The organism is Pseudomonas sp. S49 (assembly GCF_009866785.1).
Lineage (GTDB): Bacteria > Pseudomonadota > Gammaproteobacteria > Pseudomonadales > Pseudomonadaceae > Aquipseudomonas.
Genome location: NZ_CP019432.1, coordinates 4,624,535 through 4,637,574 on the forward strand (window position 1 = coordinate 4,624,535; position 13,040 = coordinate 4,637,574).

Here is a 13,040-nt window from a genome sequence, read left to right on the forward strand (position 1 = left end):
CTGAGATACCGCTTTCGCGAGCAGGCTCGCTCCCACATTTGGTTTTGCGTTCGCCTGGGGTTCAGGCGTGTTTCTTGCGAATCCAGTACAGGTAGGTACCGGCCTCTTCGTGCTGGCTCACCAGTTCATGGTCGAGAAACACGCAGAATTTGGGGATATCGCGTTTGGTCGATGGATCGGTGGCAATGACCTTGAGCAGGCCGCCGGGCACCAGGTCACGGATGTGCTGGTGCAGCATCATCACCGGCTCCGGGCAATTGAGACCGGTGGCGTCGAGCGTGCCGTCGACCGGGGTATCGATCATTTCACTCATGATTCACTCCTGAAACTGGCCGGCATTGTCGCCCATTGCCGGGTATTCGGTCATCTGTGGCGTTACGCCACACCCCCTGTGGGAGCGAGCCTGCTCGCGAAGGCGTCGTATCAGCCAACATCATTGCTGGATCGGATTGCGCTTTCGCGAGCAGGCTCGCTCCCACAGGGTTTTGTGTTGTGTCAGCGCGATTTGGGCTTCTTGATGTCATGCCGGCGCAGGTGGCAGGTCACTTCCTCACGATCGTGATACAGCTGTTTGCAGCCGATATCGACCTTGATCCCGCGCGCCTTGAAACCATCGGCGATACGTTCGAGCAAACGCTTCACCTCGGCGTAACGCTGCTTCATCGGCAGTTTCAGATTGACCACTGCTTCGCGGCAATGCCCCTCGCCGATCCACTCTTCGAGCATCGCGGCGTTACGCGCCGGTTTCTCGACGATGTCGCAGACCATCCAGTCCACCGGTTGCTTGGGCTTGAAGGTGAAACCGTCGGCCATCAAGTGCTGCACCAGACCGGTATCCATCAGGCTTTCGGCCATCGGGCCGTTGTCGATGGCGGTCACCAGCATGCCGCGGTTGACCAGTTGCCAGGTCCAGCCGCCCGGCGCGGCGCCGAGGTCAACGCCAGTCATGTCGCTGTGCAGACGATCTTCCCACTGATCACGCGGAATGAAGTGGTGCCACGCCTCTTCCAGCTTCAGCGTCGAACGGCTCGGCGCTTCACGCGGGAACTTCAGGCGCGGAATGCCCATCGGCCACATCGCCGAGTTACCAGCGTCCGCCATTCCCAGAAACACTTCACGACCACTTTTGAAGGTCAGCAACAGACGCGGCTTGCTGGCGTCTTCCACCAGTTTGCCGGCGCCGGTCAGCGCCTTGCGCAACGGGCCTTCGAATTTCTTGCAGAAGTTCGACAGTTCCTTGCCGTCGTTGGTGTCGACGACTTCCAGCCACAGGCTGCCGCACACCGGAAAATCGGCCATGTGCGCGAGGATCACGCTGATGCGATCGTTTTCCGGCAGATCGATAAATACGCCGCGCGCCCACTGACGCGGGAAGATCAGTTCGGCAAAGCGCTGCCCGCGCATCAGGCGCTCGGCGCCGTCTTCTTCGGTGCAGACAAACTCGGCGCACGCAGTGGCGGCTTTGGCTTTGGCGTAGCCGGCCACATTGAGTTGCGCAGCGAGGTCGGAAATTTCCGAACAGACTTCGCCTTCGAAGCCGGGCCGGCAATGCATGAATAGGGTGTTCATTCTTACTCCTGGGCAGCGGGCGATCATTCGGCCGCTGCGCGATGCTCAGGCCTTGCGTTGAAGCAAAGCCTGTCACGAAAACCGGCGCATGATAGCCGATGTCGGAACCTTGGACTTGCCCATAGAGTCCAGTTATTAGCCAGCTACCTAAAACAGGGCTAGGTTTAAAGCTCTATTCGTCCCCCGATCCGTAGCCGTGCGGATTCAAAGGAGTGATTGTAATGCCGTCCCTCGATAGCCTGAAAACGCTCAAAACCCTGCAAATCGACGACAAGACCTACCACTATTTCAGTTTGCCGGATGCCGCCAAGAGCCTGGGCGATCTCGACAAGCTGCCAATGTCGCTGAAAGTCCTGCTGGAAAACCTGCTGCGCTGGGAAGATGAAAAAACTGTCACCGGCGCCGATCTCAAGGCGCTTGCCGCGTGGCTCAAGGAGCGCCGCTCCGACCGCGAAATCCAGTACCGCCCGGCCCGAGTATTGATGCAAGACTTTACCGGCGTGCCCGCCGTGGTCGACCTTGCCGCCATGCGTGCGGCGATGGCCAAGGCCGGCGGCGATCCGCAGCGAATCAACCCGCTGTCGCCGGTGGATCTGGTGATCGACCACTCGGTAATGGTCGACAAGTTCGCCACCGCCAGCGCATTCGAGCAGAACGTCGACATCGAAATGCAGCGCAACGGCGAACGTTATGCCTTTCTGCGTTGGGGCCAGAGCGCCTTCGACAACTTTAGCGTGGTGCCGCCGGGCACCGGTATCTGCCACCAGGTCAACCTCGAATACCTCGGGCGCACCGTGTGGACGAAAGATGAAGACGGACGCACTTACGCGTTTCCCGACACCTTGGTCGGCACCGACTCGCACACCACCATGATCAACGGCCTCGGCGTTCTTGGCTGGGGCGTCGGCGGGATCGAGGCGGAAGCGGCGATGCTCGGGCAACCGGTGTCGATGCTGATTCCGGAGGTGATCGGTTTCAAACTGACCGGCAAGCTCAAGGAAGGCATTACCGCCACTGACCTGGTGCTGACTGTCACGCAAATGCTGCGCAAGAAAGGCGTGGTCGGCAAATTCGTCGAGTTCTACGGTGACGGCCTCGCTGATCTGCCGCTCGCCGACCGCGCGACCATCGCCAACATGGCTCCGGAATATGGCGCGACGTGCGGCTTCTTCCCGGTTGACGACGTGACTTTGGAATATCTGCGCCTGTCCGGGCGGCCGCCGCAAGTGGTCAAACTGGTCGAGGCCTACACCAAGGCTCAGGGCTTGTGGCGTCTGCCCGGTCAGGAACCGGTCTTCACCGACAGCCTGGCGCTGGACATGGGCAGCGTCGAAGCGAGTCTGGCCGGACCGAAACGTCCACAGGATCGCGTCTCGCTGCCGAATGTACCGCAAGCCTTCAGCGACTTCATCGACTTGCAATTCAAACCCACCAGTAAAGAAGAAGGACGCCTGGAAAGTGAGGGCGGCGGCGGTGTCGCGGTGGGCAATGCCGATCTGGTCGGCGAAACCGAATATGAATACGAAGGCCACACCTATCGCCTGAAAAACGGTGCGGTGGTTATTGCTGCGATCACTTCGTGCACCAACACCTCTAACCCGAGCGTAATGATGGCCGCCGGGTTGCTGGCGAAGAAAGCCGTGGAGAAAGGCCTGACGCGTAAACCGTGGGTGAAGAGCTCGCTGGCACCGGGTTCAAAAGTGGTTACCGACTACTACAAGGCAGCGGGATTGACGCAATACCTCGACCAGCTCGGGTTTTCCCTGGTCGGCTATGGCTGCACCACCTGCATCGGCAACTCCGGGCCGCTGCCCGAGCCGATCGAGAAAGCCATCCAGAAAGCCGACCTGACCGTGGCGTCGGTGCTGTCCGGCAACCGCAACTTCGAAGGCCGCGTGCATCCACTGGTGAAAACCAACTGGCTGGCCTCGCCACCGCTGGTCGTCGCCTATGCTCTGGCCGGCAGCGTGCGCAGCGATATCAGCAGCGAACCGCTGGGCGAGGACAAACAAGGTAATCCGGTATACCTGCGCGATATCTGGCCATCGAGCAAAGAGATCGCCGATGCGGTCAGTCAGGTCAACACGGCGATGTTCCACAAGGAATACGCCGAGGTGTTTGCCGGTGATGAACAATGGCAGGCCATTGAGGTGCCGCAAGCGGCGACGTATGTGTGGCAGGATGATTCGACTTACATTCAACATCCGCCGTTTTTCGATGATATTTCCGGCCCGCTGCCGGAAATCAAGGACGTCAAAGGTGCGCGGGTATTGGCCCTGCTCGGTGATTCAGTCACAACCGACCACATCTCCCCTGCCGGTAACATCAAGGCTGACAGCCCGGCCGGGCGTTATCTGCGCGAAAAAGGCGTCGAGCCAAGGGACTTCAACTCCTACGGCTCAAGGCGTGGCAATCATGAAGTGATGATGCGCGGCACCTTCGCCAATATCCGCATTCGTAACGAAATGCTTGGCGGCGAAGAAGGTGGCAACACGATCTACATTCCCACCGGCGAGAAACTGGCGATCTACGATGCGGCGATGAAGTATCAGGCTTCGGGCACGCCATTGGTGGTGATTGCCGGGCAAGAATACGGCACCGGTTCCAGTCGCGACTGGGCGGCCAAAGGCACCAATTTACTGGGCGTGAAAGCGGTGATCGCTGAAAGCTTCGAGCGAATTCACCGTTCCAACCTGGTGGGCATGGGCGTGTTGCCGCTGCAATTCAAGCTTGATCAGAACCGCAAGAGTCTCAACCTGACGGGCAAGGAAACCTTTGAAATCCAGGGTTTGACCGGCGTCGAGCTGACACCGCGGATGAACCTGCCCCTGGTAATCACCCGTGAGGACGGGCGTCAGGAGAAAATCGAGGTGTTGTGCCGCATCGATACGTTGAACGAGGTTGAATACTTCAAGTCGGGCGGGATTTTGCATTACGTCCTGCGCCAGTTGATCGCCTCGTAACGCACATACCAATGTAGGAGCTGCCGCAGGCTGCGATCTTTTGATCTTGCTGTTAAAAGCCAAAGTCAAAAGATCGCAGCCTGCGGCAGCTCCTACATACAGGCGAAAAAAAACCCGCCGAAGCGGGTTTTTCCCAAGACCATTATCGACTCCCTGTCGGCAGCGATCCTTGCAAATGGTCGATCATCCGTGATCCTGAAACACTCCCTGTGTCTCAGTTGATGTGTGTAGATTACGCAGTGGATCCAATCGGCAATAGTCGTAAAAGCTACCAGTGCGTGTAAGACATTCGCCATAGCAACCCTTCCGAAAACCCTTAGCCCTGTCAGGCATCAAGCATCGAAGCCGCAATCTGCGCGACTTTCAGCTGCCCTGAAGCTTGTTCCAGCGCGTCATCCTCCAGAAACCACGCAGCGGACAAACCGGCAAACGCCAGCACCCATTGCAGCAGCCTCCGCCGATCCAGTCCGGCAGCCTCGACAATCACAGCCAGCTGCCGACGAAAGCGTTGGGGATCGGTGGCTGTCGGCAAGTCCGGGTTGCAAATCAGGTTGGCGTAGTCAAAACCGCGCTCGCCCCTGACTCGTTTCGGATCAATAGCCAGCCAGCCGCGCGATTCGAAATCCAGCACATTGTCGTGATGCATGTCGCCGTGCAGCACTACGACATCCTGTGGATCGGCGAGCAGGGCTTCGGCGGTTTGCAGGCTCAGGGTATAGAGGCCGCCATGTCGGGCCGCTGCGATGCGCAGCGACGCAAACCATGGCCCCAACTCCAACAGCGGCGGTGGCTGTGTCGGACGTGGCGCATGCAATCGCGACAGCGCCGAACAGAGAATCCGGCTTGCCTCGTCGTCTTCGCCATTCTGCGCCATGTGCATCAGCGAGCGTCGGCCCATGGCACGCTCCATCAACAGGCCATCCTCGTGGTGCGCCAACACTTGCGCAGCGCCGTCACCCTCCCACCAGGTCATCAATCGATTGCCGTGCTTCTCGTCGACATCCAGCGCCACCTTGAGCATGGCAGGCTTGTCGTTCAGGCGTACCGGCAGCAGTCGGCTGCCAAGCGTGATGATCGGTGCGCCGTCCGTCACTAATGACCAGCGTTGCAGCCACGGCTGGAAAAGATCAGCCGCCATCACGCTCCCTGGCTTTGGCGCTCTCGGCAAGAAACTGTTCGAGTCGGCTCAACTGTTCTTCCCAGCCACGGCTGTCCATGTAATACGCCTCTTTCTGGCGAATGTCGGGAATGTGCGCGAAGCCTGATTCAGACACCTTGAGCAACGTTCCCTCCTCGAAATCCTGCAGCTCGAACCTGACCAGCGTGGTCGGCTCCTGGGAGTAGTCGATTTTCGGGTTCACCGCATACGGATGCCAGCGAAACGAAAACAACTGCTGCGGCTCGACCCGCTCGATCAGCACATTCCACAACACATGTTCATAACCCGGATACGTGACCTGCCCTTGCGTCCATTCACCAGCAATAAACCGCCGTCCTTCCAGCGCCACACCAAACCACTGGCCAAACGCCTCGGCATCGACCAATGCACGCCAGACATGCGAACGCGGCGCCTTGAGCGTGATCTTGCGTTCGAAACTATTGGGTACTGGTTTCATACGTCACCTCCTGTTCTGAACACTAGGCCTGTATGACCACATGTCCAATGTGAAGTTGTATCAGAGCGGTGCAGTCATTCATCAGCAAGGAAACATCAAGCTGCAGTTTTCTGACCGGTGCAGTGATGGATCCACCCCCCCCTTCGCCCAACGAAACTGTTACCTTTACCAGCGAATTTGAATCAACAAGGACGAATCATGCCGCCATCCCTCGCCGAACGTTACCGCGGTGCCCTGCTTGGTCTGGCATGCGGCGACGCTGTAGGTACTACGGTTGAGTTCAAACCACGGGGATCATTCCAACCGTTGACCGATATGGTCGGCGGTGGCCCGTTCCACCTCAAGCCAGGACAGTGGACCGATGACACCTCGATGGCGCTGTGTCTGGCGGAAAGCTTGCTGAACAAAAATGGATTCAATGCCGCTGATCAGATGGGCCGCTACCTCAACTGGTGGCAATGGGGCTATCTCAGCTCGACCGGTGAGTGTTTCGATATCGGCATGACCGTCAGTCAGGCGCTGGCGCAATATCAACAAACCGCTGATCCCTTCGCCGGCTCGACCGACCCGTACAGCGCCGGTAACGGCTCGCTGATGCGTCTGGTGCCGGTGGTGCTGTTCTACTTTCCCGACGCCCGGAAAATCCAGAGCTTCGCCGCCGACAGTTCGCGAACCACCCACGCAGCACCTGAAGCCATCGAATGCTGCCAATTGCTGGCCGGGTTGATCGCCTGCGCGCTTGAAGGCGCGAGCAAAGCAGAACTGCGTCAGCTGCCACGTGCCAGCTTCTCGCAACCCAAGGTTGCTTCCATTGGGCGTGGCGATTTCCTCGGTCTGTCCGAGGCAGACATCAAAGGTAGTGGCTACAGCGTGCAGTCGCTGGAAGCGGCGTTGTGGTGCTTTCACCACACGGACAGCTTCGAAGCGGCCATTTTGCGCGCGGCCAACCTGGGCGATGACGCCGATACCACCGCCGCGATCACCGGCCAATTGGCCGGCGCCTATTACGGCGTGCGGGGGATTCCTGAACACTGGCTGGAAAAGCTGCACGACGTTGAAGAGATTGCGGCGACCGCCGACCGTTTGCTTGCGGCTTCCCGAATGCGCGCGCCTGAATAAGCGCGACGCAGCCGCTACACTGCTCGGCACTTACTTTGATACAGCGAGATTTGACTATGTCCCCACGCCTGCTTCTGGCCCTGACACCCTTCCTGTTCACTCCCCTCGCCCACGCTGCCGTCGACTGCGCCAATGCCAGCGACCAGGCGACAATGAATCAGTGTGCCGGGCAGGACTTCAAAGCGGCGGACAAGGAGTTGAACGCGGTTTATCAGCAGATCACCGGACGTTTGAAGGACAACCCGGATGGCAAGAAGCTGTTGGTCAGTGCGCAACGGGCGTGGCTGGGGTTTCGGGATGCCGAGTGCAAGTTTTCATCGTCCGGGGTAACGGGCGGGAGCGTTTATCCGTGGGTTTACAGCAGTTGCCTGACCGGCGTGACCAAGGTCCGGGTTGAGGCGCTGAAACAGTATTTGAAGTGTGAAGAAGGTGACATGAGCTGCCCGGTGCCCGGGGCCTGATTTTTGCCGCGGTTTTGAGGGATCTTTCGCGAGCAGGCTCGCTCCCACATTGGAACGCATTTCAAATGTGGGTCAACGCCCGTGCAATGCGTTGCGCGTGATCATGTTCTGCTCAGGCCGATACGACTCGGCCCTGTGCACACTCGCGCACACGACAGGAGCACCACTGCGCAAACTTTCCTCAAGCACATGCCGTAGCCGCAACAATCCCTCACGTTGCATCGCCAGGTTGGCCTCGATCTGGCGTATCTCATCCATACGGATATCGATTTGCTCGATGGTCAGCGATTTCGAACAACTGCCATCCTGCAAGAACAGACCGCGAATGGTCTCGAGAGAAAAACCAAGCCGTTGCGCGTCGCGCACCAGTATCAATCGTGCAACAGCTGCCTCGGCGTAGTGGCGATATCCATTGGCGTCACGGGTAGAAGGCTCCAGTAACCCTTGTTCCTCGTAATAGCGAATGGCCGAAGCGGCAACACCGGTGCGCTTGGAAACTTCTCCAATCTTCATAAAAACTGCTTGACCTTCAAGTTGGCTTTAATCGTTAGCATAAGCCCAGGCTCAGCACGACAGCCAGTCGTTATTGACCCACCTGAACATCTTTCACCTTTACGGAATTTGATGATGAGCACACTGACAGACCTGCTGAAATGGCGCTACGCAACGAAAAAGTACGACCCTTCCCGGACGGTGTCCGATGAAAAAATCGAGCGCATTCTGGAAGCGGTGCGGTTAACGCCGACATCAAGTGGACTGCAGCCTTTTGAATTGCTCGTAGTGACTAACGCAGAGATTCGCGAAAAGATCAAAGCCGTCAGCTGGAATCAGCAGCAGGTTACCGACTGCTCTCATTTGCTGGTGTTCGCCGCGTGGGACGACATCACTGCGGAGCGAGTCAACATGATGTTTGACCTGACCAATGAAGTACGCGGGACGGTTAACGAAGGATGGGAAAATTACCGTCAGATGCTCTTGGGTATTGTCGCGGGACGTGGCAAGGAAGCCAATTATCAGGCGGCTGCGCGACAGGCTTACATCGGTTTGGGCTCAGCTTTGATCGCCGCAGCGTTTGAAGAAGTCGATGCCACACCGATGGAAGGTTTCGACCCGGCAGCCATCGATGAGATCCTCGGGCTCTCGGCTCGCAACTTGCGCAGTGTGGTGATTCTGCCGTTGGGGCATAGAGCCACTGAGGGAGACTGGTTGGTCAACCTGAAAAAGGTGCGCCGCTCGCGGGAAAACTTTGTTACCGAGATCAAGTAACCCCGGTAAGAGCGGGCGACTGAAGCATGCCTCTAGCGTGTGTGCCCGCTCTAATCAATCCCTGAACCCCTCATCGATACCAGCGGCCACCGAGTGGATCGCGTCCCTCCTCTGCGCTCGACTTGTTTTGAATTCGAGAGCAAATCGACATTGAAATCCCCCCAGATCGATGAAACAGAGGTTCACTCTGTGGCCCCCGCACTCGATTCCACCTGTGCTCTTAACAAAACAAGAACAATTTATTATTGCCATTCGATAATTTAACATCGAGAATTAGTCATTCCCAATGGCACCGCAAGGATTTTTCATGAGTACTCGTAACAACGGATTGGCACTGCAGCGCATGCATTGGGTCGGATTACTGGCAGCGATTCTTGTCTGGGTTTTAGGGGTGACCGAGGTCGGTGGCAACGCATCGATCTGGTTCTTCAAAACGGATGAAATGCTCGCGGCTCTGCTTTACGCCTTTGCTAAAAACTCACCGCAATTGCTTGACCCGTTTGTCGAAGGCGCACTACTTGCGCCCGACACATGGCTCTCACCACTGGTCACCGCACTGCTCATCTCTTTGGATTTCCTGCCCGTTCTGCTCTCGACTTACGTGCTCTGGCTGACAGGCCTGTTTTTCCTGCGCTTGTCCCGCGGTGAAACCTGGACCGAGCGCAATATCAGGGTTCTTTGGCGAGTGGGGATTCTGTGCATCATTTCTCCTGCAACCTACCCGCTGGTAGAGACCTTGCAAGGTTTGACGCTGTCTATCGATCTGCCCCCTGGGGAGCGCATTTTTCAGTTCTCGATTGGCCTGTCTTCCTCGTCGGCCTACGAGATCATCAAAGGGGTTTTGCTCTGTTTGTTTTCAATTATCATGCGTGACGCAAAAGTACTCAGCGATGAGCAAAGTCAATACATATAGAACAAGACAATGACCATTATCGTCCGCCTTGACGTTGTCATGGCCACGCAAAAAATTCGCTCGAAAGAGTTAGCTGCGCTGCTGGGCATTACCGAGGCCAACCTGTCGTTACTGAAAAATGGCAAGGTCAAGGGCGTGAAGATGGCCACCCTGGACAAACTCTGCGCCGCACTCGATTGCCAGCCTGGCGATCTGCTGGAATACCAGAAAGACTGAGCCTTGCGCATAAACGCGAGTTAATTACCGCCAGTCCCCACCGTTTACCTTTTATTCAATCCTTGGTTGTAAGGCGACTTTGTCATGACCCGGTTTTTACTTTGCGCGCTGTTGTTGCTGACAGCGTTGATCAGCGGCTGCGCGACACAATTGGACGTAGCGTTAAATGCGACACCTGATCCGGACTATCAATTTGATCGAAAGGCAACTGTGCTTGTGACATCAGCAGGCGGCAGCGACGAAAACTCTCTGAATGCCCGCTACTATCTTCGCGACATGGTTAACGCGCTGAAAGACCGGGGCTACCGGGAGGTCTACACCGACGCCAGCCTGCCAAAGAACCATGCGCCGATAAACATGACGGTCAGCCTCGATATTGGCAGTCGACAGGTGACTTATCGTTATACCGCCACCGAGTATGGGCACGTGCCGACCAGCACCTCTACCGTGTGCAAGAACAGCAAGAAAAAGGACGACCGACTGACCTGCACCAGTACACCCAACACGACCTACGGCCCGATAGGTACCTCGGAGCGAACCGGTTACACCACGCTCAGTACATTCAATGCCACGGCCCGGGATGAAGCCAGCAAACGCACGGTCTACCTGCTTCGGGCCTCGTCCTATAACGATGACTGCCAGTCCGCCAAGGTCGAAGCGTTTCTGGTGGAGCAAGGTTTGCAGAACCTGAGCTTTGAGGAGCGCGTACAGCGTAACTACAGCGTCACGATGCCCGAGGGTTACAGCTGCAAATAGGCTTTGCAGGACAACTCACAGTCTCGGCTCAAGCAGCATGAGCCGAGGCTGTGAACCGTTAAACGTGCGGGTCACCCGGCGCCTTGGTCGGCGCCGCATATTGCGGCTTGAGATGGCCGTCCTGATCAAGCAGCCAGGCGTCCATGATCTGCCGCACCACGGGACCGGCGACACGACCACCGGCCTCACCGTTTTCGATCATCACCGAAATCGCGATTTTCGGATGCTCGGCCGGGGCGAAACCGACAAACAAGGCGTTATCGCGGTGCCGTTCGAGGGTTTTCTCACGGTTGTAGCGTTCGCCCTGCTTGATCGCCACCACTTGCGCCGTACCACTCTTGCCAGCGATGCGATATTGCGCACCGGCCGCTGCCGCGCGGGCGATGCCTCGGGCATCGTGCATCACCATCTGCATGCCGTGGTTGACCTGCTCCCAGTCACGCGGATCCTTGAGCAGAATGTTCGGCATCGGATGCTCGTCAACCGGAGCGACACCGTCGACGGTCTTGGCCAGGTGCGGACGATTCCATACGCCTTTGTTGGCGATCAACGCCGTGGCTTGAGCCAGTTGCAACGGCGTGACCTGCATATAGCCCTGACCAATGCCGAGGATGACCGTTTCGCCCGGGAACCAGGCCTGGCGGCGCGTTGCGCGCTTCCACGCTTGCGATGGCATCAGACCGGGCGACTCTTCAAACATGTCCAGCGAGACTTTCTCGCCGAGGCCGAACATGGCCATGTAATCGTGCAGGCGATCGATACCGAGCTTGTGGGCCAGATCGTAGAAGTAGGTGTCGTTGGAACGCATGATCGCCGCGTCCATGTCCACCCAGCCGTCACCGCTGTGGTTCCAGTTGCGGTACTTGTGATCGAAGTCCGGGAGTTGGTAATAACCGGGGTCGAAAACGCGGGTCTGCGGCGTCACGACACCGGCGTCGAGGCCGGCAATTGCCACTTCTGGCTTGATCGTCGAACCTGGCGCGTAGAGCCCGCGCAGTACGCGGTTGAACAGCGGACGGTCGATCGAGTCTCGCAGTGCCGAATATTCTTTGGAACTGATGCCAGTGACGAACAGATTCGGATCAAAACTCGGATTGCTGACCATGGCCAACACTTCACCGGTCGAAGGATCGAGCGCGACCACTGAACCACGACGATCACCCAGAGCGGCTTCGGCCGCCTCTTGCAGCTTGATGTCGAGGCTCAGGACGATGTTCTGGCCGGGGACCGGGTCGGTGTGTTTCAAAACACGGAGTACGCGACCTTGAGCGTTGGTTTCCACTTCTTCGTAACCGACGTGGCCGTGTAACTGCGCTTCGTAGAAACGCTCGATACCGGTTTTACCGATGGATTGGGTACCACGGTACTCGACCGAGTCGAGGCTCTTGGATTCTTTCTCGTTGATCCGGCCGACGTAGCCGATCGAGTGGGCGAAATGTGCGCCGAGTGGGTAATGGCGGACGAACTGCGGCTCGACATCGAGGCCCGGGAGACGGAACTCGTTGACGGCCAGTACGGCGATTTGCTCTTCCGTCAGTTCATAGAACAGCGTCACCGGCGTGAATGGGTGGCGGGACTGCTTCATGGCCTTGTCGAAGACGGTGCGATCTTCTGCTGGCAGGTGCAGAAGGTTGATGACTTCGTCCAGTTCTTGATTGACGTCGGTGGCGCGTTCGCGGGTGATGGTCAGGTTGAAACTGGGGCGGTTATCGGCGAGCAGCACGCCATTGCGGTCGTAGATCAAGCCGCGTGTCGGCGGGATCGGCAAGACGTGGACGCGGTTGTTTTCGGAGATGGTCGAGTGGTAGTCGAACTCCACCACTTGCAGGATGTACAGGCGCACGACCAGGGCGCAGCTGACGGCGAAGACGAACATGGCGCAGGCGATCAACCGTTTGTTGACCAGACGCGTCTCTTTTTCGTGATCCTTGATCGGGATGGGTTCAGGCATTTCTACAGCAACTCTTTGACATAAATGAGTGCCGATCCGTGGGCATGACATCAGTCCGTTAAAAAACGAGCTGCACCATACCAAAAACTGCCCGGTCACTTCAGAAGGAATTTCCCCAATGGCGATTTCTTGCGACGGTTGGGACAGCGTTGTCCCGCGAACACTTTCCTGCGGGCAAAACAAAACCCCAACTGCTTTCGCAATTGGGGT

The 13,040-nt window shown here is 57.7% G+C and carries 13 protein-coding genes; 7 read left to right on the top strand and 6 right to left on the bottom strand.

The window, feature by feature from the left end:
- Positions 1 to 61: 61 nt before the first annotated feature.
- On the bottom strand, positions 62 to 313 hold the full coding sequence (gene tusA, locus PspS49_RS20240) for a sulfurtransferase TusA (RefSeq protein ID WP_007910424.1): 252 nt from the start codon (positions 311 to 313) through the stop codon (positions 62 to 64).
- Between the two features lie 182 nt (positions 314 to 495).
- Positions 496 to 1,569, bottom strand: coding sequence for a 23S rRNA (cytidine(2498)-2'-O)-methyltransferase RlmM (rlmM, locus tag PspS49_RS20245; RefSeq protein ID WP_127929163.1), 1,074 nt, complete (start codon positions 1,567 to 1,569; stop codon positions 496 to 498).
- Positions 1,570 to 1,790: 221 nt separating this feature from the next.
- Between rlmM and acnA the strand changes: the two genes are divergently transcribed.
- Positions 1,791 to 4,532 (top strand): aconitate hydratase AcnA, encoded by a 2,742-nt coding sequence (gene acnA, locus PspS49_RS20250; RefSeq protein WP_160041227.1) that lies wholly within the window; start codon positions 1,791 to 1,793, stop codon positions 4,530 to 4,532.
- 325 nt (positions 4,533 to 4,857) lie between these two features.
- Here the strand turns inward: acnA and PspS49_RS20255 are convergent, their stop codons facing one another.
- Positions 4,858 to 5,670, bottom strand: a complete 813-nt coding sequence (locus PspS49_RS20255) for an aminoglycoside phosphotransferase family protein (protein WP_174245073.1) — start codon at positions 5,668 to 5,670, stop codon at positions 4,858 to 4,860.
- On the bottom strand, positions 5,660 to 6,148 hold the full coding sequence (locus PspS49_RS20260; RefSeq protein WP_127929166.1) for an SRPBCC family protein: 489 nt from the start codon (positions 6,146 to 6,148) through the stop codon (positions 5,660 to 5,662). The genes PspS49_RS20255 and PspS49_RS20260 overlap by 11 nt, the downstream gene beginning before the upstream one ends.
- Before the next feature lie 198 nt (positions 6,149 to 6,346).
- On the opposite strand from PspS49_RS20260, the gene PspS49_RS20265 reads away from it, so the two are divergent.
- Together PspS49_RS20265 and PspS49_RS20270 are read left to right on the top strand one after the other, a co-directional pair.
- Entirely contained in the window at positions 6,347 to 7,267 is a 921-nt protein-coding gene (locus PspS49_RS20265; protein ID WP_127929167.1) for an ADP-ribosylglycohydrolase family protein, read from the top strand.
- A gap of 56 nt (positions 7,268 to 7,323) precedes the next feature.
- Positions 7,324 to 7,728, top strand: a complete 405-nt coding sequence (locus PspS49_RS20270; protein ID WP_016983718.1) for a lysozyme inhibitor LprI family protein — start codon at positions 7,324 to 7,326, stop codon at positions 7,726 to 7,728.
- Between the two features lie 72 nt (positions 7,729 to 7,800).
- Here PspS49_RS20270 and PspS49_RS20275 read toward each other — a convergent pair whose 3' ends face one another.
- On the bottom strand, positions 7,801 to 8,241 hold the full coding sequence (locus PspS49_RS20275; RefSeq protein ID WP_150776640.1) for a MerR family transcriptional regulator: 441 nt from the start codon (positions 8,239 to 8,241) through the stop codon (positions 7,801 to 7,803).
- Positions 8,242 to 8,352: 111 nt separating this feature from the next.
- Here PspS49_RS20275 and PspS49_RS20280 point away from each other — a divergent pair, with 111 nt between their 5' ends.
- From PspS49_RS20280 to PspS49_RS20295, 4 genes are all read left to right on the top strand, one after another.
- Complete coding sequence (locus PspS49_RS20280; protein WP_224794702.1) at positions 8,353 to 8,994, top strand: NAD(P)H-dependent oxidoreductase; 642 nt, start codon at positions 8,353 to 8,355, stop codon at positions 8,992 to 8,994.
- A gap of 307 nt (positions 8,995 to 9,301) precedes the next feature.
- A complete protein-coding gene (locus PspS49_RS20285) occupies positions 9,302 to 9,907 on the top strand; it encodes a hypothetical protein (protein WP_160041231.1) in 606 nt (201 codons plus the stop codon).
- A 9-nt stretch (positions 9,908 to 9,916) separates the two neighbouring features.
- Positions 9,917 to 10,123 (top strand): helix-turn-helix transcriptional regulator, encoded by a 207-nt coding sequence (locus PspS49_RS20290; protein ID WP_003226632.1) that lies wholly within the window; start codon positions 9,917 to 9,919, stop codon positions 10,121 to 10,123.
- 84 nt (positions 10,124 to 10,207) lie between these two features.
- Complete coding sequence (locus PspS49_RS20295; RefSeq protein ID WP_127929171.1) at positions 10,208 to 10,879, top strand: hypothetical protein; 672 nt, start codon at positions 10,208 to 10,210, stop codon at positions 10,877 to 10,879.
- 58 nt (positions 10,880 to 10,937) lie between these two features.
- On the opposite strand, the gene mrdA is transcribed toward PspS49_RS20295, so the two are convergent.
- Positions 10,938 to 12,830, bottom strand: coding sequence for a penicillin-binding protein 2 (gene mrdA / locus PspS49_RS20300; RefSeq protein ID WP_116030939.1), 1,893 nt, complete (start codon positions 12,828 to 12,830; stop codon positions 10,938 to 10,940).
- Positions 12,831 to 13,040: the final 210 nt, after the last annotated feature.

Bases quoted from the DNA above. Each gene is read 5' to 3' on its own strand.
- acnA (WP_160041227.1), top strand. From the start codon at position 1,791: ATGCCGTCCCTCGATAGCCTGAAAACGCTCAAAACCCTGCAAATCGAC.
- PspS49_RS20265 (WP_127929167.1), top strand. From the start codon at position 6,347: ATGCCGCCATCCCTCGCCGAACGTTACCGCGGTGCCCTGCTTGGTCTG.
- PspS49_RS20275 (WP_150776640.1), bottom strand. From the start codon at position 8,241: ATGAAGATTGGAGAAGTTTCCAAGCGCACCGGTGTTGCCGCTTCGGCC.
- PspS49_RS20270 (WP_016983718.1), top strand. From the start codon at position 7,324: ATGTCCCCACGCCTGCTTCTGGCCCTGACACCCTTCCTGTTCACTCCC.
- mrdA (WP_116030939.1), bottom strand. From the start codon at position 12,830: ATGCCTGAACCCATCCCGATCAAGGATCACGAAAAAGAGACGCGTCTG.
- PspS49_RS20255 (WP_174245073.1), bottom strand. From the start codon at position 5,670: ATGGCGGCTGATCTTTTCCAGCCGTGGCTGCAACGCTGGTCATTAGTG.
- tusA (WP_007910424.1), bottom strand. From the start codon at position 313: ATGAGTGAAATGATCGATACCCCGGTCGACGGCACGCTCGACGCCACC.
- PspS49_RS20290 (WP_003226632.1), top strand. From the start codon at position 9,917: ATGACCATTATCGTCCGCCTTGACGTTGTCATGGCCACGCAAAAAATT.
- rlmM (WP_127929163.1), bottom strand. From the start codon at position 1,569: ATGAACACCCTATTCATGCATTGCCGGCCCGGCTTCGAAGGCGAAGTC.
- PspS49_RS20285 (WP_160041231.1), top strand. From the start codon at position 9,302: ATGAGTACTCGTAACAACGGATTGGCACTGCAGCGCATGCATTGGGTC.
- PspS49_RS20280 (WP_224794702.1), top strand. From the start codon at position 8,353: ATGATGAGCACACTGACAGACCTGCTGAAATGGCGCTACGCAACGAAA.
- PspS49_RS20295 (WP_127929171.1), top strand. From the start codon at position 10,208: ATGACCCGGTTTTTACTTTGCGCGCTGTTGTTGCTGACAGCGTTGATC.
- PspS49_RS20260 (WP_127929166.1), bottom strand. From the start codon at position 6,148: ATGAAACCAGTACCCAATAGTTTCGAACGCAAGATCACGCTCAAGGCG.